The sequence below is a fragment of the Streptomyces coerulescens genome (assembly GCF_042657965.1).
Lineage (GTDB): Bacteria > Actinomycetota > Actinomycetes > Streptomycetales > Streptomycetaceae > Streptomyces > Streptomyces coerulescens.
On the sequence record NZ_JBHSKM010000004.1, the window covers coordinates 238,863 to 258,052 of the forward strand.

A 19,190-nucleotide genomic window follows, 5' to 3' on the forward strand; every position below is an offset into this window, starting at 1 on the left:
AGCGTCAGCGCCTTGGCTCCATAACCGAGAATGTGGGTCTTCGATCTCTCCGTCCCATTACGCTGCTCTGTCTTGCACTCGGTCCACACCGGGAGTCTGGATCACAGCTCGGACACGAACCGGAGTCGACCCTACCGGCCGAGGCCCCGATCACAAGTCCCCCCTTGCGCCCTCACGAAATGGGCGAGGGGACGAACGGTCAATTCCTTCAATTACCGGCCGCTGCGCACCAATTCATAGGCTTCCCACAGATCCATCCCCATGTAGGTATGGGTCGCGAGGCCGGCCAGATGACGGTCCGCGTTGATCGCGACGGACACCGGGACAGCCCCGAACAGGTCTTTGTCCGACAGCGAGTCGCCATAGGCGACGCATTCGGCGCGCGTCACACCGAACTCCTCGCAGAGCCGGTCGGCGATGCGGACCTTTGCCTCGGCACTGAGCACTCCGGCCGGGTCGACGGGCTCGGTGAACGGCACGGCCGGAAAACGCGAGCCATACGCCGCGTGCGCGCCCCAGCCCGTCAGCCGCTCCACGAAGAATGAGGGCGAAAGCGATATCACGGCACAGTAGTCGCCCTGTCCCCTGATCTCGGTCCAGACCTCCCGGATCCGGGCCATCCAAGGCGCGCCCTCGAAAGCGGCCGTCACATGGACATCCGTGAGATCGGCCCAGAGCGCGTGCACCCGCTGCGCATACTCCGGAGGGCCGATCAACCCTGCCTGGATCTCCCGATCGAGCGCGACTGTCTCCACTTCCAGCCCGAGCTGCCGTGAGATCTCCACGGGTGCAGAGGTGCCACGCAGAAGCGTGCCGTCCAGGTCGAAGAGGTGAAGTCTCGCCATGAGCCATGAGCCATGAGGCTAATGGCGAATGCCTTCAGCCCCTTGGCTGTCTTGGAAGGCCCTTTGGCGGATGCTCGGCGTTCGCCCATGTTTCACGTGAAACACCCAGCGGCTATCGACATCCTGTGCGGGCGCCCATGACATGGCCAAAAGGTCGCGCCTCTCTCCGGAAACGGGTGGACGATCAGGGCGGTTGTCAGACAGCCTGACCTGCGTGCCGACTCCTTCCCTCGCCGCTCTGCCCATCCGCCGTCTGACGCCTCGCGACCTCACCGCCTGCGCCGACTTGTCCGAGGATCGGGGCTGGCCCCGAGAGGAACACAAGTGGGGGTTCCTGCTCACAGCCGGAAGGGGCTACGGCATCGACGACCCCGACGGCGGGCTCGTCGGCGCGTGCGTCGTCACGGAGTACGGTCCGCGGGAGCGCCCAGACCTGGGAGCCATCGGCATGGTCCTGGTCGCCGAGCGGCATGCCCGCCGGGGCGTCGGGCGCCGGCTCATGCGTCACATCGTCGACTTGATGGGCACGACACCACTGACGCTGCACGCGACACCGAACGGCCGTCCGCTGTACGAGGAGCTCGGTTTCAAGGTCACTGGTCGGGCGGAGATGCTGCGCGGCCGGTTCACGCCCGGTGGGGCGGTGCCCTCGGTCTCCACGCGTGCCGCCACCGCCGAGGACCTCAGCGCCATCGTGCGGCTCGACGAGGAGGTGTTCGGCGCCGATCGCACGCACATCATCACGCGGCTGCCCGCCTTCGCCGACCAGCTGCGCGTCGCCGAGGACAAGGGCCGGATCATCGGTTACACAGGCGCCTGGCCCAACATGGACACTCAGGTCGTGGGCCCGCTGATCGCCCGCGACACCGAGACCGCGAAGGCACTCATCGCCTCCCTCGCCGCCCACACCGACCGACCCTTGCGCACGGACATCGACGTACGCCATGAGGAGCTGGTGGCCTGGCTGAAGGAGCACGGCCTGGCCTCGGTCGCCTTCAACTCGGTCATGACATACGGCATCTCCGAGCTGCCCGGCGACTGGACCCGGCGCTTCGCTCCCCTGACCGTCGCCGCGGGCTGAGGCTCGACCGCGGGCTGCCCCACGCATGGAAACGCCGGTCCCATCGGGGACCGGCGCTTCCTTTTCGATGTGCGGGTGCTGTCAGGCGAGTTCGATGTGTGGGCGCTGTCAGGCGAGTTCGATGCGAGGCTGCCGTCAGGCGAGCGCCTCGATCGCGGCCGTCGCGAAGCCATGGTCCTGGTCGGGCGCGCCGCCGCCGACACCGATCGCGCCGATCAGTCGGCCGTCCCGGTGGACCGGCACACCGCCCGCGATGAACAGCAGCGGACGGTCGAGTGCGGTGGGCAGGGTGTGGAAGAGCCCTCCGGGCTGTACGGCATCGACGAGGTCGGCGGTGGGGGCGTTGAGCTGGAGTGCCGTGTAGGCCTTGCGGGTGCTGGTCTCCCCGGCGATCAGAACGGCCCGGTCGTCACGGCGGAAGGCGAGCAGATGTCCCCCGGCGTCCAGGACGGTGACACTGACGCTCACTCCGGCCTCTTCGGCCGCGCGGTGAGCGGCGGCGATGAGGAGGTCGGCGTCCTGGGTGGTCAGGGGGGCGACTGCGGTGGTGGTGCTCATGAGGGGGTTCTCCTTGCTGTGGGTACTGCGGTGGGGCGGTGTGGTGCTGTGCACGGAGCCGGGAGTGCGGGGCGGCCCTGACCCCGCACTCGGGTCGGCTCAGTGGTGAACGGCGGCTCGCTGCTCGACGGGCGTGCTGCCCGCGACAACCTGGCTGCCGGCGGCCCCGTCGCGGCGTTCCAGTGCGGCCGAGAGGAACGCGAGCAGCAGCGCGGACGCGGCGAGGGCGGCGCCGACCCAGTTGGGCGACGTGTAGCCGTAGCCGCCCGCGATGACCATCCCGCCGAGCCAGGCGGCGAGGGCGTTACCGAGGTTGAAGGCGCCGATGTTGACCGCCGAGGCCAGCGTCGGGGCGCCGTGCGCCTGGTCGAGGACACGCTTCTGCAGCGGTGGAACGGTGGCGAAGCCGAGGGCGCCGATCAGCGCGATGGTGGCGGCCGCGAGGACCTTGTTGTGTGCCGTGAGCGTGAACAGCGCGAGCACGACGGCGAGGGCGCCCAGGGAGACGTACAGCATGGGCATCAGCGCGCGGTCGGCGTACTTGCCGCCGATCAGGTTGCCGCCGACCATGCCGAGCCCGAAGAGGACCAGCAGCCAGGTGACGGAGCCGTCGGCGAAACCGGCGACGTGGGTCATCATCGGCGCGATGTAGGTGATGGCCGCGAAGACCCCGCCGAAGCCGAGGACCGTCATCGCCATGGCGAGCAGGACCTGGGCGTTCTTGAACGCGGCGAGCTCATGGCGCAGACGTACGCCTTCGGCCTTGGGCAAGTCGGGGACGAGCTTGGCGATGCCGATCAGGCCGATCACGCCGAGGGCGGCGACGATGCCGAAGGTGACGCGCCAGCCGGCGGACTGTCCCACGAAGGTGCCCAGCGGGACGCCGACCACGTTGGCGACGGTCAGACCGGTGAACATCATCGCGATGGCTCCGGCCTTCTTGTCCGGGGCGACCAGGTCGGCCGCGACGACCGAGCCGATGCCGAAGAAGGCACCGTGGGCGAGCGAGGCGACCACACGGCCGATCAGCATGATCGCGAAGGCGGGGGCGACGGCGGACAGCAGGTTGCCGACGATGAAGAGGCCCATCAGCAGCATCAGCATCCGCTTGCGGGAGACCTTGGTGCCGAGCACGGTCATCAGCGGGGCGCCGAGGACGACGCCCAGCGCGTATCCGGTCACCAGCAGCCCGGCGGTGGGGATGGAGACGCCGAAGTCACCCGCGACCTCGGGCAGCAAGCCCATGATCACGAACTCGGTCGTTCCGATTCCGAAGGCCCCGATCGCGAGGGCCAGAAGCGCGAGAGGCATAGAGGGGTACACCTTCCGGAAGATTGCAGGAGCGCTTTACGTTCGAAGACAATACTTGCAGGCGCGGCATACTTGCAAGCGCAGGCTATTGCGATCCTGCTCTACCCTGACTTCAGCCGCTCCGGGACGGAGGAACCGCCATGACAGCGACAGACCCCGCACTCACCGCCCTCGCCCAGGGCTGGTGCGCCCTCTCCCTGCTCCACGGCAGGATCGAGACGCACATCGAACGCGCCCTGCAGACCCGCCACGACCTCAGCGTGCGCGAGTACTCCCTGCTCGACGTCCTCAGCCGCCAGCACAGCGGCGAAGGCGGCCACCTCCAGATGAAGCAGGTCGCCGACGCCGTCGTCCTCAGCCAGAGCGCCACCACCCGCCTCGTCACCCGCCTCGAGGACCGGGGCCTCCTCTCCCGCTACCTCTGCCCCACCGACCGCCGCGGCATCTACACCGACGTCACCGAAGCCGGCCTCGCACTCCTCGCCGAGGCCCGCCCCACCAACGACAAGGCCCTGCGTGAGGCCCTGGACGAGGCGGCGAAGAACCCTGAGCTGGTTCCGCTGGTACGGGTCGTGGAGTCGCTCCCGGCGCCCGCATAGGGTGCGAGCATGGGAGATCTTGAGATACGCCCCGCTGTCACCGAGGACATCCCCGCGATCGTCGACATGCTCGCGGACGATCCGCTCGGCGCACAGCGCGAATCGCTCGACGACCCGACCCCGTACCTCGCCGCGTTCGAGCGGCTCACCGCCGACCCGAACCAGCACCTGGTCGTCGCCGTCCGCGAGGGACGCGTCATCGGCACGCTCCAGCTCACGGTCATCCCCGGACTGTCCCGACGTGGCGCGACCAGGTCGATCATCGAAGCCGTACGCATCCACTCCGACGAGCGCGGCAGCGGCCTGGGCACGCGGCTCATCGAGTGGGCGATCGATGAATCCCGGCGTCAGAACTGCCAGTTGGTGCAGCTGACCTCCGACAAGAGCCGTACGGACGCCCACCGCTTCTATGAGCGGCTCGGCTTCGCGTCCTCGCACATGGGCTTCAAGCTCGAGCTGTGAAACGGACTGGCGCCTGTTTCACGTGAAACAGGTGCCAGCCGGTCGAGCGCCACGCGGCACAGGCACGGCACCCGATGCACTCCGATCCGAACAGTCAGAGCTCGCCGATCCCCCGCCATCCGTCGGGGTCCACTCCACCCGGCACAGCGGCCCCCTCTCCGTACGGCTGACGCGTGAACACGAACGACCCGAGGTCCAGGTGGTCCACGGACCCGTCCGGCCGTCGTACGGCCTGCAGGAGCTCGCCGGCGTAATAGCCGTCCAGTCCTGTCCATGTGCCGTCGCCGTTGGACCGGAACCGCGCGCTGCGTCCCTTGCCGGACAGCGGCTCCAAGGAGGGTCCGTCGGCCGTCAAGCGCAGCGCGAAGGCATGTGTGCCCCAGTACCACTGCCCGGCCAGCTCCAGGACTGACGGGTCGAAGTCCCGCATGGGACGCCACGGTTCGGGAATCCTCGGCTCGGCCTCGGCGACGATCCGGACGAGATCCGCGGCCACCGTGAACAGCAGCGGCCCAGAGGTGCAGTTGGCCAGGACGACAGCGGCGAGATCGTCCTCCATGCTGACGGTGAGGCACGCGACGAAGCCGGGCAGCGAGCCCGAGTGACCGAGAAGGGCCCTGCCATCTTGGTGGCGGAGCTCCAGGCCCAGGCAGTAGGCATAGCCGCCCGACACGTCCGCGACCTCCATCGGAGCCGCGGGCGTCCTCATGTCCCGCAGCGACTCGGCACTGAGCACCCGGTCGTCTCCCTTGATCAGGAAGGCCGCGAACCGCGCCAAGTCATCGGTGGTCGACCAGAGTTGACCGGCGGACGCCATACGACCGAGGTCCTCGACCGGCTCGGGAAGCATCACATCGGCCCAGGGATGCACGGCCCAGCCTCCGGCGTGCGGCGCCTGCGGCCGCGCACTCGTGCGGCTCAGTCCCAGGGGTTCGAGCACTTCCCGCCGGAGTACGTCCTCCCAGGAGGCTCCGCGCAGCTTCTCGATCAGCGCGCCCAGCAACGTGTAACCGGGGTTCGAGTAGTGGAACCGGCGGCCCGACGGATGCCGGAACGGCTGTTCGCCGAGGACGTCGGACAGCTCGGGCCGCAGCGATCCGGGGGTCCGCTCCCACCAGGGCGCGGGCGACTCGGCCGCCAGCCCGCTCGCGTGCGCGAGCAGTTCGGCGATGGTGGCCTCCCCCGCACCGGTGCCCGGCAGATGCTTCTCCAGCGGGTCCCCGAGGGCAAGCAGGCCCTCGTCACGCAGACGCAGAACGAGAACGGCGGTGAAGGTCTTGGTGATCGAGCCGATGCGGTACTGCACATGCTCGTCCGGCCCGTGCCCGTCCACCGAGGTACGCGAGCCGTGCCACACCGCCCGGCCGTCCCGCACGACCGCGGCCACCATCGAGGGCGCCCGCCCCTCGGACTGGGCCGTGGCGATGCGGTGCAACAGCGCACGGCGCGTGGTGGGAAGCAACTCGTCCTGAGATGTCGTCATGCCCCCCAGTCCACCCTGCCGACCGCTCGGGAGTCGAGCGCATTCCGGCAGGGACGCGGATCAGGTCTGCGCCATGTCCACGAACCGCGAGTAGTGGCCCTGGAAGGCGACCGTGATCGTCGCCGTCGGACCGTTACGGTGCTTGCCCACGATGATGTCGGCCTCGCCGGCGCGCGGCGACTCCTTCTCGTAGGCGTCCTCGCGGTGCAGCAGGATCACCATGTCGGCGTCCTGCTCGATGGAGCCGGACTCGCGCAGGTCGGACACCATCGGCTTCTTGTCCGTACGCTGCTCGGGACCACGGTTGAGCTGCGAGAGCGCGATGACCGGGACTTCCAGCTCCTTGGCGAGGAGCTTGAGGTTACGGGACATGTCCGAGACTTCCTGCTGACGGCTCTCGGAACGCTTCGAGCCACCGGACTGCATCAGCTGGAGGTAGTCGATGATCACGAGCTTGATGTCGTTGCGCTGCTTCAGCCGACGGCACTTCGCACGGATCTCCATCATCGACAGGTTCGGGGAGTCGTCGATGTAGAGCGGCGCCGCCGACACCTCGGGCATCCGTCGCGCCAGCCGGGTCCAGTCCTCGTCCGTCATCGTCCCGGAACGCATGTGGTGCAGGGCCACGCGTGCCTCGGCCGACAGCAGACGCATCGCGATCTCGTTGCGCCCCATTTCCAGGGAGAAGATGACACTCGCCAGGTTGTGCTTGATCGATGCCGCGCGTGCGAAGTCCAGGGCGAGCGTGGACTTACCCATCGCGGGGCGGGCCGCGATGACGACCATCTGGCCCGGGTGCAGACCGTTGGTGAGGGAGTCGAGGTCCGTGAACCCGGTGGGCACACCGGTCATCTCGCCGGTGCGTGAGCCGATCGCCTCGATCTCGTCGAGCGCGCCCTCCATGATGTCGCCGAGCGGGAGGTAGTCCTCGCTGGTGCGCTGCTCGGTGACGGCGTAGATCTCGGCCTGGGCGCGATTGACGATCTCGTCGACGTCGTCGTCGGCCGCGTATCCCATCTGTGTGATGCGCGTCCCGGCCTCGACCAGGCGGCGCAGCACGGCCCGCTCGTGGACGATTTCCGCGTAGTACTCGGCGTTGGCCGCCGTCGGCACCGTCTGGACGAGCGTGTGCAGATACGAGGCGCCGCCGACCTTGTTGATCTCACCACGCTTGGTGAGCTCGGCGGCGATGGTGATCGGGTCGGCCGGCTCGCCCTTGGCGTAGACGTCGAGGATCGCCTGGAAGATCGTCTCGTGCGCCGGCTTGTAGAAGTCATGGCCCTTGAGGACCTCGACCACATCGGCGATGGCGTCCTTGGACAGGAGCATGCCGCCGAGGACGGACTGTTCGGCGTCGAGGTCCTGCGGCGGCACCCGCTCGAAGGTCGAACCGCCGCCCTCCCACTCGCCATTGTCACGGCCGCGATCATGCTGCTCGTCGCGCCCTCGACCACCGTCGCCACGTCGGCGGGAGGCGGGCAGACGATCACTGGGACCGCTGTCGGCCCACGGGTCGTCCAAGGGCTCGGAAATGCTCACCGAGCCACCTCCTCCCGTCCGCCGAGCGGACCTCGCCGTGCCTCTCTGTTCTACGGCACGCCACTGACAAATAAGAGGCCCAACTCCGGTTCAGGCACGTCGGTTTTGTGACGCTTTCACGGCCGACGGACGGAGCGGGCGCCGGACCACGGTAGGCCCGCGGGCACCGTCAGCCAATCTGGTTATCCACAGGCCATGTGGACGACGGCCCGGATGCTGTGGAGAACTCCTCAAAACCTGTGCACGACCCGGTGGACAGCCCTGTGAACAAGCTCCGAAGGATTCCCGACACCCCCACCTGACCTGCTGGTTTACCGTCCACCGGCTGTGCAGAAGAAAAACTTCCCCAGTCGGACCAAGATCGCTTCGAACGGTGCGCGATAGCACACAACGCGAGACGAGAAGTAAGGGTCACTACTCAGTTGCATCTCTTACCTGTGGACGATTAGATTGATGGCCATGACACAGGCCCCCGCGAGACCCAAGGCTGCCCGGCGACAGCACGATCGAGAGATCGTCGCACTGGCCGTCCCGGCCTTCGGCGCACTCGTCGCCGAGCCCCTCTTCGTCATGGCCGACAGTGCGATCGTCGGCCATCTCGGCACGGCCCAGCTCGCCGGTCTCGGGGTCGCCTCCGCCCTCCTCATGACCGCCGTCAGCGTCTTCGTCTTCCTCGCCTATGCCACCACGGCAGCCGTAGCCCGACGCGTAGGCGCCGGCGACCTTCAGGCCGCGATACGCCAGGGCATGGACGGCATCTGGCTGGCCATCCTCCTGGGAGTCGCCGTCATCGCCGTCGTCCTGCCCACAGCACCGTTTCTCGTGGAACTCTTCGGTGCCTCGGACACCGCGGCTCCTTACGCGACCACCTATCTACGGATCTCGGCACTCGGCATACCGGCCATGCTCGTCGTGCTCGCCGCCACCGGCGTCCTGCGCGGCCTCCAGGACACGAGAACACCGCTCTATGTCGCCGTGGCAGGGTTCGTCGCCAACGCCGCCCTCAACGTCGGCCTCGTCTATGGCGCCGACCTCGGCATCGCAGGATCAGCCTGGGGCACCGTCATCGCCCAGTTCGGCATGGCCGCGGTCTATCTCGTGGTCGTGGTTCGCGGAGCCCGCAAGCACGGTGCAGCCCTGCGTCCCGAAGCGGCCGGGATCAGGGCGTCCGCACAGGCCGGAGTGCCTCTGCTGGTCCGTACGCTCTCGCTGAGGGCGATCCTCATGATCGCGACGGCCGTCGCAGCCCGTCTCGGGGATGCGGACATCGCGGCACACCAGATCATCCTTTCGCTGTGGAGCCTGCTCGCTTTCGCACTGGACGCCATCGCCATCGCCGGCCAGGCCATCATCGGCAGATATCTCGGCGCCGGCGACGTGGAGGGTGCCCGTGCCACCTGCCGCCGCATGGTGGAGTGGGGCATCGCAGCAGGCGTCGCCCTGGGCCTGCTCGTGCTGATCTCCCGGCCACTCTTCCTGCCGTTGTTCACCAGCGACGCAGTCGTCAAGGAGGCTGCCCTGCCCGCCCTTGTCGTGGTGGCCCTCTCGCAGCCGATCTGCGGCGTCGTCTTCGTACTGGACGGCGTCCTGATGGGAGCGGGGGATGGCCCCTACCTCGCCTGGGCCATGGTGCTCACGCTGGCCGTGTTCACTCCGGTCGCGCTGCTCGTCCCCGTGGTCGGTGGCGGTCTCACAGCGGTCTGGGCGGCCATGACGCTGATGATGGCAGTGCGCATGCTGACGCTCTGGCTACGGGCCCGTTCGGGACGCTGGATCGTCACCGGCGCGACGCGCTGACTGTTTCACGTGAAACACGTGGTTTCGCGGTTTCACGTGAAACACAGTGAAGGGGCCGTACCTCAGCAGGTACGGCCCCTTCATTCAGCTGTTCAAGCCGAGCGCAGCGATCAGGCCGCGATGACCTCGATGTTGACCTTGGCGGCAACCTCGGGGTGCAGACGCACGGACGTCTCGTGGGCGCCCAGGGTCTTGATCGGGGAGCCCAGCTCGATGCGGCGCTTGTCGACCTCGGGGCCACCGGCAGCCTTGATCGCGGAAGCGATGTCGGCCGGGGTGACGGAACCGAAGAGACGGCCGGCGTCGCCCGAGCGGACGGCCAGACGGACCTTCACACCCTCGAGCTGGGCCTTGACAGCGTTGGCCTGCTCGATGGTCTGGATCTCGTGGATCTTGCGAGCGCGACGGATCTGCTCGACGTCCTTCTCGCCACCCTTGGTCCAGCGGATAGCGAACTTCCGCGGGATCAGGTAGTTGCGAGCGTAACCGTCCTTGACGTCGACGACGTCGCCCGCGGCGCCGAGGCCGGAGACCTCGTGGGTGAGGATGATCTTCATGTTTCGGTCACCCTTCCCTTATCGCGCGGTGGAGGTGTAGGGCAGCAGCGCCATCTCACGGCTGTTCTTGACGGCCGTGGCGACGTCACGCTGGTGCTGCGTGCAGTTGCCGGTCACGCGGCGGGCACGGATCTTGCCGCGGTCGGAAATGAACTTCCGCAGCATGTTCGTGTCCTTGTAGTCCACGTACGTGACCTTGTCCTTGCAGAAAGCGCAGACCTTCTTCTTCGGCTTGCGCACAGGCGGCTTCGCCATGGTGTTTCTCCTGTGTGATCAAGAAGTTTGGGGTACGGCCCGCCCCAGACCCGAGGGTCTAGAAGGGGGGCTCGTCCGAGTAGCCGCCGCCACCGCCGCCGGAGTTTCCACCCCAGCCGCCACCGCCGCCGCCCTGCTGGCCACCGGCGGGAGCGCCGGTCGCCCACGGGTCGTCGGCGGGAGCACCGCCACCACCCTGCTGGCCGCCGCCGGAGTTTCCACCCCAGCCGCCGCCACCCTGGCCGCCACCGCCGCCGTAACCACCCTGGCCACCACGGGCGCCACCGGAGGTCTTGGTGACCTTCGCCGTGGCGTTCCGCAGGCTGGCGCCGACTTCCTCGACGTCCAGTTCGTAGACCGTGCGCTTGACGCCCTCACGGTCCTCGTAGGACCGCTGCTTCAGCCGGCCCTGCACGATGACGCGCATGCCTCGCTGGAGCGACTCGGCGACGTTCTCCGCCGCCTGACGCCAGACCGAGCAGGTCAGGAACAGGCTCTCGCCGTCCTTCCACTCGTTCGTCTGACGGTCGAAGGTGCGGGGGGTGGACGCGACACGGAACTTCGCGACCGCCGCACCGGACGGGGTGAAGCGCAGCTCGGGGTCATCGACAAGATTGCCGACGACCGTGATGACGGTCTCGCCTGCCATGGGGGAACCTCTCGGCGGGTTTGCTGCTGGCTGCTTGTGCTGCTACTCGAATCCCGAGATCAGCTGAGCGGGAGAGCTCAGTGGGTCTCGGGGCGGAGGACCTTGGTCCGGAGGACCGACTCGTTCAGGTTCATCTGGCGGTCGAGCTCCTTGACGACCGCAGGCTCGGCCTGCAGGTCGATGACCGAGTAGATGCCCTCGGGCTTCTTCTTGATCTCGTACGAGAGACGACGACGGCCCCAGGTGTCGACCTTCTCGACCTTGCCGTTGCCCTCACGGACGACGGAGAGGAAGTTCTCGATCAGGGGGGCGACAGCGCGCTCCTCCAGATCGGGGTCGAGGATGACCATCACCTCGTAGTGACGCATGTGGAACCCACCTCCTTTGGACTCAGCGGCCACGGTCGTTCCGTGGCAGGAGGGTTGTGATGCGTACGCAACGGTATCGGCGGGCACTGACAATCGGGGTGACCTCGCGGTTTCCCCGAGCAGGCCCGGGCAGACATCGGTGCAGACGGTACACAGTACCCGCACACCTGCTTCCGGTTGAAATCCGGCCGCCGTCGCCCACAATCTGTACACATCGGGTGTGTATGGCGCTACGATGCGCCGTCTTCCGCAGGAGGTGCCCTATGGCACAGGCATTGCGACCCAACACCGTCGGAGGCCTTTTCGCCACGGACGGACAGTCCCATCCCATCCAGGACACCCTGCTCGTGGTGACCCTGGTGCTCGGCATCACGTCGTTCATCACGGCCCAGTTCCACTTCTTGCACCTGCTCAGCTCCTGGACCGGTCTGGTGGGCATCCTCACGGGTGCGTACGGCCAGTGGATCTCGGAGACGACCCGTGAGCGCTTCGGCCTGATCGTGGGTCTCGGTGCCTCCGGACTCGGCTTCTTCCTCGGCATGGCGCACGGGGGGCTCTTCGGCGGCTTCTGACGCCGGGGGCAGAGCCCTTCTCGCACCGGCCGGGGCGACCGTCCCCCGAACACCGGTAGAACACCGCATAGAACACTCTCGAACGCCTCGGCGAAGCGGAAGCCGGGGCGAAGCTTCCGTACGCCCAGTCGAGGCGCTCCGAAGGCGCAGTAGGCTTCGGCGCGAGAGCCGGAGCCCCTGTACCCATGGGGACACACCAGCCCGAGGAGCGCCCCGAATGAGCCTGACCCTGAGGACGATCAGTCGCGAGCAGCATCTGGCCTACATCCAGAGCCTGCCCGCGGCCAGCCACATGCAGGTCCCGGCCTGGGCTGACGTCAAGGCTGAGTGGCGTTCGGAGAGCCTCGGATGGTTCGACCGGAGCGGCGAGCTGGTCGGCGCGGGCCTCGTCCTCTACCGCCAGCTTCCCAAGATCAAGCGCTACCTCGCGTATCTGCCCGAGGGACCGGTCATCAACTGGTTCGCGCCGAATCTGACCGAGTGGCTGGAACCGATGCTGGCGCACCTGAAGCAGCAGGGCGCCTTCTCCGTGAAGATGGGCCCGCCGGTGATCATCCGGCGCTGGGAGGCCACGTCCATCAAGGCGGGCATCCAGAGCCCGGACGTGAAGCGGCTGCGCGACATCGAGGCCGACTTCATCGAGCCGCGCGCCTTCGAGGTCGCCGACAAGCTGCGTCGTATGGGCTGGCAGCAGGGCGAGGACGGCGGGGCCGGCTTCGGCGACGTACAGCCTCGCTACGTCTACCAGGTGCCGCTGGCCAACCGGTCCCTGGAAGAGGTCCACAAGAACTTCAACCAGCTGTGGCGACGCAACATCAAGAAGGCCGAGAAGGCCGGCGTCGAGGTCGTCCAGGGCGGTTACCAGGACCTCGCGGAGTGGCAGCGCCTGTACGAGATCACCGCCGTGCGCGACCACTTCCGGCCGCGTCCGCTGTCGTACTTCCAGCGCATGTGGACGGCCCTCAACACCGAGGACCCCAACCGGATGCGGCTGTACTTCGCCCGGCACAACGGGGTGAACCTGTCGGCGGCGACCATGCTGATCGTCGGCGGGCACGTCTGGTACTCCTACGGCGCCTCCGACAACATCGGCCGTGAGGTCCGGCCCTCGAACGCGATGCAGTGGCGGATGCTGCGCGACGCCTATGCGCTCGGCGCCACCGTCTACGACCTGCGCGGCATCTCCGACTCGCTGGACGAGACCGACCACCTCTTCGGCCTGATCCAGTTCAAGGTGGGCACGGGCGGCCAGGCCGCCGAGTACCTGGGCGAGTGGGACTTCCCGCTGAACAAGCTGCTCCACAAGGCCCTCGACATCTACATGTCGCGTCGCTGACCTTGCGATCTCTGCTTCGATACCGTCAACAGCTGCACCGTCGATAGTTTCCATATCTCTGATACACCGCAGCCACGAGAAAGGTTCCAGGTCCGGCCATGGCGCTCACCCTCTACGTCGACACCGCGCGCTGGCGGGCGCACCACAAGCACGTGCAGGAGCAGTTCCCGGGTCTCGTCCCGGTCTGCAAGGGCAACGGCTACGGGTTCGGGCACGAGCGGCTCGCGGAGGAGGCCACGCGGCTGGGCTCGGACATACTCGCCGTCGGCACGACGTACGAGGCCGCGCGCATCAAGGACTACTTCGGCGGTGACCTGCTGGTGCTGACGCCGTACCGGCGCGGCGAGGAACCCGTCCCGCTGCCGGACCGGGTCATCCGCTCGGTGTCCTCGGTGGACGGCGTGTACGGCCTGGTCGGCGCCCGTGTCGTCATCGAGGTGATGTCCTCGATGAAGCGGCACGGCGTCAACGAGCACGATCTGCCGCAGCTGCACGCCGCCATAGAGAACGTCCGGCTGGAGGGCTTCGCCATCCACCTGCCGCTGGACCGCACCGACGGCTCCGACGCCGTCGAGGAGGTCATCGGCTGGATGGACCGGTTGCGCGCGGCCCGGCTGCCGCTGCACACGATGTTCGTCAGCCATCTCAAGGCCGAGGAACTCGCCCGCCTCCAGCAGCAGTTCCCGCAGACCCGCTTCCGCGCGCGTATCGGCACGCGGCTGTGGCTGGGGGACCACGACGCCACCGAGTACCGCGGCGCGGTCCTGGACGTCACGCGCGTCTCCAAGGGCGACCGCTTCGGCTACCGGCAGCAGAAGGCGGCCTCTGACGGCTTCCTGGTGGTCGTGGCGGGCGGTACGTCGCACGGGGTGGGTCTTGAGGCCCCGAAGGCCCTGCACGGCGTCATGCCGCGTGCCAAGGGCGTCGCACGGGCCGGCCTCGCCACGGTCAACCGGAACCTTTCTCCCTTCGTGTGGGGAGGCAAGCAGCGCTGGTTCGCTGAGCCGCCGCACATGCAGGTCTCGATCCTGTTCGTCCCCTCGGACGCCCCGGAGCCGAAGGTCGGCGACGAGCTGGTCGCCCATCTGCGGCACACCACCACGCAGTTCGACCGCATCGTCGACCGCTGATCCGGCGTCACCGGGCCGCTGAGCGACTGCGCCCGGCACCGCGGTAACCACGAAAGGCCGTACACGGGCTGCTCCGTGTACGGCCTTCTCGCTTTCGGGCCCGCCTCGCGTCTGTCCTTGGGCGTGCCCTCTCTTATGTCCTTGGACGTGCCCTCTCTACGGGCTGTTCGCTCAGAGCGAACTTCCGGTCGCCCCGCTCTTGCCCCACTCCACCTGGGGCCCCTCGAAGTGGGCCGCATGCCGGGGTGGATGCGTCGCGGCACCGAGCACGAACGCGTCCTCCGCCCTGTCGAGGACGCCGCCCGAGGGGTCGTCCTCACCGGTTCGCCGGACCGGATCGCGCTCCGGCATCAGGATGTCCCGTACGACGACGGCGCACAGGTACAGCGTGCCGAGCAGGTGCGCGCCGATCGCCCAGTGGTAGCCGTCCGGCGGCAGTCCCTTGTGGGCGTCTCCGCTGGTCGTGTACGCGAGGTACAGCCAGATCCCGAGGAAGTAGGCGACCTCGCACGCCTGCCAGATGAGGAAGTCCCGCCAGCGCGGCCGGGCCAGGACGGCCAGGGGCACCAGCCAGAGGACGTACTGCGGCGAGTAGACCTTGTTGGTGAGGATGAACGCCGCGACGATCAGAAAGGCCAGCTGGGCAAAGCGCGGGCGCCTGGGCGCGGTGAGGGTGAGCGCCGCGATGCCGACGCAGCACAGCAGCATCAGCAGCGTGGCAAGCGTGTTGACGGTCTCGGTGCTCAGCGGGTCGGAGGAGTTCTGGGCCAGGATCAGCCAGAAGGATCCGAAGTCGACGCCGCGCTCCTGGCTGAACCGGTAGAACTGCGACCAGCCGTCCCAGGCGAGCAGCATCACCGGCAGGTTCACGACCAGCCAGGCGAGTACGGTGCCGCCCAGCGCCCTGCCGAAGTCACGCCACTTGCCCGCACGCCAGCACAGGACGAACAACGGGCCGAGCAGGAAGACGGGATAGAGCTTCGCGGCCGTAGCGAGCCCCAGGAGGATCCCGAAGGCGAGGGAACGGCCTCGGGACCACATCAGCATCGCCGCGGCCGTCAGAGCGACGGCCAGCAGGTCCCAGTTAATGGTCGCGGTCAGCGCGAAGGCCGGCGCCAGGGCGACCAGCAGACCGTCCCAGGGGCGTCGGGTGTGCGTGCGGCTCACACAGACGGCGATCACGGCCGCGCACACCATCAGCATCCCGGCATTGACCATCCAGTACCACTGTTCCTGGTCCTGGATGCTGCCGCTGCCCGGCGTGAGCCAGGAGGCGACCTCCATGAAGACTCCGGTCAGCACCGGGTACTCGAGGTACTCCATGTCGCCGGGGAGCTGGTCGAAGTACGGCACCAGCCCTTCTGCGAAGCCGCGGCCCTGGTAGAGGTGCGGAATGTCCGAGTAGCAGGCATGCGTGTACTGCGAGCTGGCGCCGAAGAACCAGGCACCGTTGTAGCAGGGCGCCTTCTGGACCAGCCCGAGGGCGAACATGCCGATCGCCACGAGCGCGACGATCCGCACGGGAGTCCACCAGGACGTCCCGAGCAGGGCACGTCGTCCGATGGGACCGCCGATCAGCTCGCTCCCGTTCGCGGCGACCTCGTCCTCCTTGGTCGGCCGCACCGGGTCGGGCTCGTGCACGCTCGTGGGCGTCGTCTCTGCACTGGGCATGGGGCACATCCTGCCGTACCAGTCTGAGAACGGTGCGAGAGAGAAGGGGGTGCGGCGTTCGAGTGTTTCACGTGAAACCGACGTTTCACGTGAAACAGCCCGCCGCCAGAGCCCACGTACGAGCGACAAAAGCCGGTGGCCGGCACCCGCCTCATGGGTGCCGGCCACCGGCCTTCCAGCGTCAGATGAGCCCTCGGTCAGCCTGACGGTCCACCGAAGATGCCTCCGTTGCCGTTGGCATTGCCTCCGCTGTTGTCCGTCTCTGTTTCCGTTGGCGTCGGCGACGAGGTTGTGCCGCCGTCCGAGCCGCCGTTCTGTCCACCGTTGCTGTTGTCACACTGCCAGTCGAACTCACTGCAGGTGCCCGTGGGTGTCGGCGTCGGCGATGTCTCCGTCTCCGTCGGCGTCGGGGTCGGCGTCGGACTCTCCTCGACCGTCTCGGTGGGCGACGGCGCCACAGTCGGCGTGGGAGTCTCCTCGATGATCTCGCCGATGGGCTCTGCCTCCGGGAACTCCTCGTAGTCGATGCCCTTCATGGCCTCGGCCATGTAGTCCTTCCAAACCTGCGCCGGGATGTCACCACCATGGATGGAGGGCACGCCACCGGTTCCATTCATGGAGAGCAGCTTGCCCTTGCCGGGGTCCGTCCGGAACAGCGTGACGGCTGTGGACAGCTCCCTGGTGTAGCCGACGAACCAGGCCGACTTGTTCTCGTCGGTCGTACCCGTCTTGCCGGCCACCGGGAACCCGATGTCCGCGACCTTCTTGCCGGTGCCGTTCTTGACCACGTTCTCCAGGACGTCCGTCACGTTGTTCGCGACGTTCTCGTCCATGGCGATCTGCTTCTCGGGCTTGTCGAATCCTTCGAGCGGTTCGCCGTCCTTGAGCACCTTGGTGACCGAGTAGGGCTCGAAGTGCTCACCCGACGCCGCGAAGGTGCCGTACGCGTCGGCCATGCGGATGGCGCTGGGGGTCGACGTACCGAGCGAGAAGGACACGTTCCTGATGTTGGCCTTGTCGAAGAAGCTGGACGAGATACCCATCTTCTCGGCCATGTCCTGGGTCTTGGTCAGGCCGACATCGATACCCAGCTGCGCGAACGGGCTGTTGATCGACTGCTCCATGGCCTTCCGGAGCGTCACCTCGCCCCAAGGCGTGGTTCCCTCGTTCTTCTGCCGGAACGGCTTGCCGTTGTCGCCCATGATCGGGTCGCCGTTCTGGTCCTTGATCTCCAGAAGGTCATTGCCGTTGTACTTGGCCAGCGGCGAGAGCGGCTCTCCGTCGGTCTCGTAGGTTCCGTACTCCATCGCGGCGGCCAGCACGATGGGCTTCCAGGTCGAGCCGACCGGCACACCCAGCGTGTTGGCGTTGTTGGAGTAGTGCCCCTTGTCGTAGCCCTCGCCGCCGTACAGCGCGACGATCGCTCCGGACTTGGGATCGACCGACGCCCCACCGAACTGGACGTACTTGTCCTTCTCCCGCTTCTTGGTGTTGAGGAAGCTCTTGCGCGTCTTCTCGACGGCGGTCGCCATCTGGTTGACCTTCTCCTTGTCGAAGGTCGTGTAGATCCGGTAGCCGCCCTTCTCCAGATCCTCGGGAGAGAGGTTCGCCTTCTTGGCGACGTACTCCTTGGCGATGTCGATCAGATAGCCGGACTGCCCGGAGAGGTTCGAGTTCTGCTTCTTCAGCGTGGGGAAGTCGCCGACCTTGGCCCGCTCCGAGGGCGTCATGCGTCCGACCTCGACCATGCGGCCCAGGATCCACGACCAGCGGTCCTTGGCCCGCTTGGTGTTCTCGCCCTGCGAGGCACCCGCTCCCACACCGCCGTCGGGGTTGTAGAAGTTCGGACCCTTCAGAACGGAGGCGAGGAAGGCGCACTGCGTGGTGGTGAGCTTGGTGGCGTCGACACCGAAGTACGCCTGAGCCGCCGCCTGGATGCCGTAGGCGTTACGGCCGTAGTAGGCGGTGTTCAGATAGCCGGCAAGGATCTCGTCCTTGGACAGCTTCTGGCCGACCTTGATGGAGATGAACAGTTCCTTGAACTTGCGGGAGAGCGTCTGCTCCTGGCTCAGGTAGGTGTTCTTGACGAACTGCTGGGTGATCGTCGAACCACCCTGCGTCTCGCCGCCCCGCGCCATGTTGAGCAGAGCACGCCCGATACCCGCCGGGTCGATGCCCTTGTCGTCGTAGAAGGACGCGTTCTCGGCGGAGACCACCGCGTCCTTCATCTCCTTCGGGATCTCCGCATCACTCACGAGCTGGCGGTTCGTCTGACCGCCGGTCGCCGCCATCTGCTTGCCGTTGGACCAGTAGAAGACGTTGTTCTGCGCCAGGGCGGTGTCCTGGGCCTTCGGGATCCCGACCATGGCGTACCCGATGCCCGCGGCGGCGATCAGACCGCCCATGAACGCGAGGAAGGCTCCGGTCACGAGCCGCCACGACGGCACCCAGCGCGCGAGGCCGTCCTTGCCCGCACGCGGATAGTCGATGAACCGCTTCTTGGGGGGCGGTCCTGGACGTCCTCTGCCACGCCCGGGGCCGCTCGGCCCCCCGGGAGCGGCGCGACGGCCGCCTCTGCCCGGTTCAGGCGCCCTGCGCCGGCCACCGGCGCTTCTCTGGGCCGCGCGTCGTGCTTCGGCGCGGCCGCCGTACGGACGTTCCTCGCTCACCGAACCGGTGGGACCCGACCCGTACGAGTCGGAGGGAGATCCGGTGGCGCCTCGCGGTGCCGCTCGGCGGCCGGAGGACGAGCCGGCCTGACCGCGTCGGGCCGCGGCACGTCCGCCTCCCTGCGGCTGCGGCGGTTTGCGACGGTGCTCGCTCATCGAACGACTACTCCTCGGGCAGGCGCACCCCTGGGCGCCTGGCAACGACGGCGGTTTTCCGGTCCCCCCGGAGTACGGATGTGGTCCGTTCCTCATTCATCCGTACTGCACCAAGGATGGCGACGCCCTCAGGTGTCACTCGGTTCCCGGTG

At 67.6% G+C, this 19,190-nt stretch carries 18 protein-coding genes; 7 read left to right on the top strand and 11 right to left on the bottom strand.

Going from position 1 to position 19,190, the window contains the following annotated elements; genetic code table 11:
• Positions 1-212 precede the first annotated feature (212 nt).
• Complete coding sequence (locus ACFPQ9_RS09495; protein ID WP_380849680.1) at positions 213-845, bottom strand: HAD family hydrolase; 633 nt, start codon at positions 843-845, stop codon at positions 213-215.
• Positions 846-1,059: 214 nt separating this feature from the next.
• Here ACFPQ9_RS09495 and ACFPQ9_RS09500 point away from each other — a divergent pair, with 214 nt between their 5' ends.
• Positions 1,060-1,926, top strand: a complete 867-nt coding sequence (locus tag ACFPQ9_RS09500; RefSeq protein WP_380849683.1) for a GNAT family N-acetyltransferase — start codon at positions 1,060-1,062, stop codon at positions 1,924-1,926.
• A gap of 135 nt (positions 1,927-2,061) precedes the next feature.
• Here the strand turns inward: ACFPQ9_RS09500 and ACFPQ9_RS09505 are convergent, their stop codons facing one another.
• Complete coding sequence (locus tag ACFPQ9_RS09505; protein WP_380849686.1) at positions 2,062-2,484, bottom strand: GlcG/HbpS family heme-binding protein; 423 nt, start codon at positions 2,482-2,484, stop codon at positions 2,062-2,064.
• A gap of 99 nt (positions 2,485-2,583) precedes the next feature.
• Complete coding sequence (locus tag ACFPQ9_RS09510) at positions 2,584-3,795, bottom strand: MFS transporter (RefSeq protein ID WP_380849689.1); 1,212 nt, start codon at positions 3,793-3,795, stop codon at positions 2,584-2,586.
• Between the two features lie 140 nt (positions 3,796-3,935).
• Between ACFPQ9_RS09510 and ACFPQ9_RS09515 the strand changes: the two genes are divergently transcribed.
• Entirely contained in the window at positions 3,936-4,394 is a 459-nt protein-coding gene (locus ACFPQ9_RS09515) for a MarR family winged helix-turn-helix transcriptional regulator (protein WP_380849692.1), read from the top strand.
• A 9-nt stretch (positions 4,395-4,403) separates the two neighbouring features.
• Positions 4,404-4,856, top strand: a complete 453-nt coding sequence (locus tag ACFPQ9_RS09520) for a GNAT family N-acetyltransferase (RefSeq protein WP_380849695.1) — start codon at positions 4,404-4,406, stop codon at positions 4,854-4,856.
• Between the two features lie 94 nt (positions 4,857-4,950).
• On the opposite strand, the gene ACFPQ9_RS09525 is transcribed toward ACFPQ9_RS09520, so the two are convergent.
• On the bottom strand, positions 4,951-6,339 hold the full coding sequence (locus ACFPQ9_RS09525) for a serine hydrolase domain-containing protein (RefSeq protein ID WP_380849698.1): 1,389 nt from the start codon (positions 6,337-6,339) through the stop codon (positions 4,951-4,953).
• A 60-nt stretch (positions 6,340-6,399) separates the two neighbouring features.
• Complete coding sequence (dnaB, locus tag ACFPQ9_RS09530) at positions 6,400-7,878, bottom strand: replicative DNA helicase (protein ID WP_380849701.1); 1,479 nt, start codon at positions 7,876-7,878, stop codon at positions 6,400-6,402.
• A 459-nt stretch (positions 7,879-8,337) separates the two neighbouring features.
• Between dnaB and ACFPQ9_RS09535 the strand changes: the two genes are divergently transcribed.
• Entirely contained in the window at positions 8,338-9,675 is a 1,338-nt protein-coding gene (locus tag ACFPQ9_RS09535) for an MATE family efflux transporter (protein ID WP_380849704.1), read from the top strand.
• 110 nt (positions 9,676-9,785) lie between these two features.
• Here the strand turns inward: ACFPQ9_RS09535 and rplI are convergent, their stop codons facing one another.
• The 4 genes from rplI to rpsF form a co-directional block, all read right to left on the bottom strand.
• Entirely contained in the window at positions 9,786-10,232 is a 447-nt protein-coding gene (gene rplI, locus ACFPQ9_RS09540) for a 50S ribosomal protein L9 (RefSeq protein ID WP_380849707.1), read from the bottom strand.
• Positions 10,233-10,250: 18 nt separating this feature from the next.
• A complete protein-coding gene (gene rpsR / locus ACFPQ9_RS09545) occupies positions 10,251-10,487 on the bottom strand; it encodes a 30S ribosomal protein S18 (RefSeq protein ID WP_003949403.1) in 237 nt (78 codons plus the stop codon).
• Between the two features lie 58 nt (positions 10,488-10,545).
• Positions 10,546-11,136: a single-stranded DNA-binding protein gene (locus ACFPQ9_RS09550; protein WP_380849719.1), complete on the bottom strand. Its 591-nt coding sequence runs from the start codon at positions 11,134-11,136 to the stop codon at positions 10,546-10,548.
• A gap of 77 nt (positions 11,137-11,213) precedes the next feature.
• On the bottom strand, positions 11,214-11,504 hold the full coding sequence (rpsF, locus tag ACFPQ9_RS09555; protein WP_005482942.1) for a 30S ribosomal protein S6: 291 nt from the start codon (positions 11,502-11,504) through the stop codon (positions 11,214-11,216).
• A 263-nt stretch (positions 11,505-11,767) separates the two neighbouring features.
• Here rpsF and ACFPQ9_RS09560 point away from each other — a divergent pair, with 263 nt between their 5' ends.
• The 3 genes from ACFPQ9_RS09560 to ACFPQ9_RS09570 all read left to right on the top strand — a co-directional run bounded on the left by ACFPQ9_RS09560 (position 11,768) and on the right by ACFPQ9_RS09570 (position 14,542).
• The gene (locus ACFPQ9_RS09560; RefSeq protein ID WP_380849722.1) at positions 11,768-12,076 is read left to right on the top strand and encodes a hypothetical protein; all 309 of its coding nucleotides are present in this window, start codon (positions 11,768-11,770) and stop codon (positions 12,074-12,076) included.
• A 217-nt stretch (positions 12,077-12,293) separates the two neighbouring features.
• Positions 12,294-13,412, top strand: coding sequence for a peptidoglycan bridge formation glycyltransferase FemX (gene femX / locus ACFPQ9_RS09565; RefSeq protein WP_380849725.1), 1,119 nt, complete (start codon positions 12,294-12,296; stop codon positions 13,410-13,412).
• Positions 13,413-13,510: 98 nt separating this feature from the next.
• Positions 13,511-14,542 (top strand): alanine racemase, encoded by a 1,032-nt coding sequence (locus tag ACFPQ9_RS09570; protein ID WP_380849728.1) that lies wholly within the window; start codon positions 13,511-13,513, stop codon positions 14,540-14,542.
• 171 nt (positions 14,543-14,713) lie between these two features.
• On the opposite strand, the gene ACFPQ9_RS09575 is transcribed toward ACFPQ9_RS09570, so the two are convergent.
• Together ACFPQ9_RS09575 and ACFPQ9_RS09580 are read right to left on the bottom strand one after the other, a co-directional pair.
• On the bottom strand, positions 14,714-16,213 hold the full coding sequence (locus ACFPQ9_RS09575) for a glycosyltransferase family 87 protein (protein ID WP_380849731.1): 1,500 nt from the start codon (positions 16,211-16,213) through the stop codon (positions 14,714-14,716).
• Positions 16,214-16,410: 197 nt separating this feature from the next.
• On the bottom strand, positions 16,411-19,038 hold the full coding sequence (locus ACFPQ9_RS09580; protein ID WP_380849734.1) for a transglycosylase domain-containing protein: 2,628 nt from the start codon (positions 19,036-19,038) through the stop codon (positions 16,411-16,413).
• Positions 19,039-19,190 lie beyond the last annotated feature (152 nt).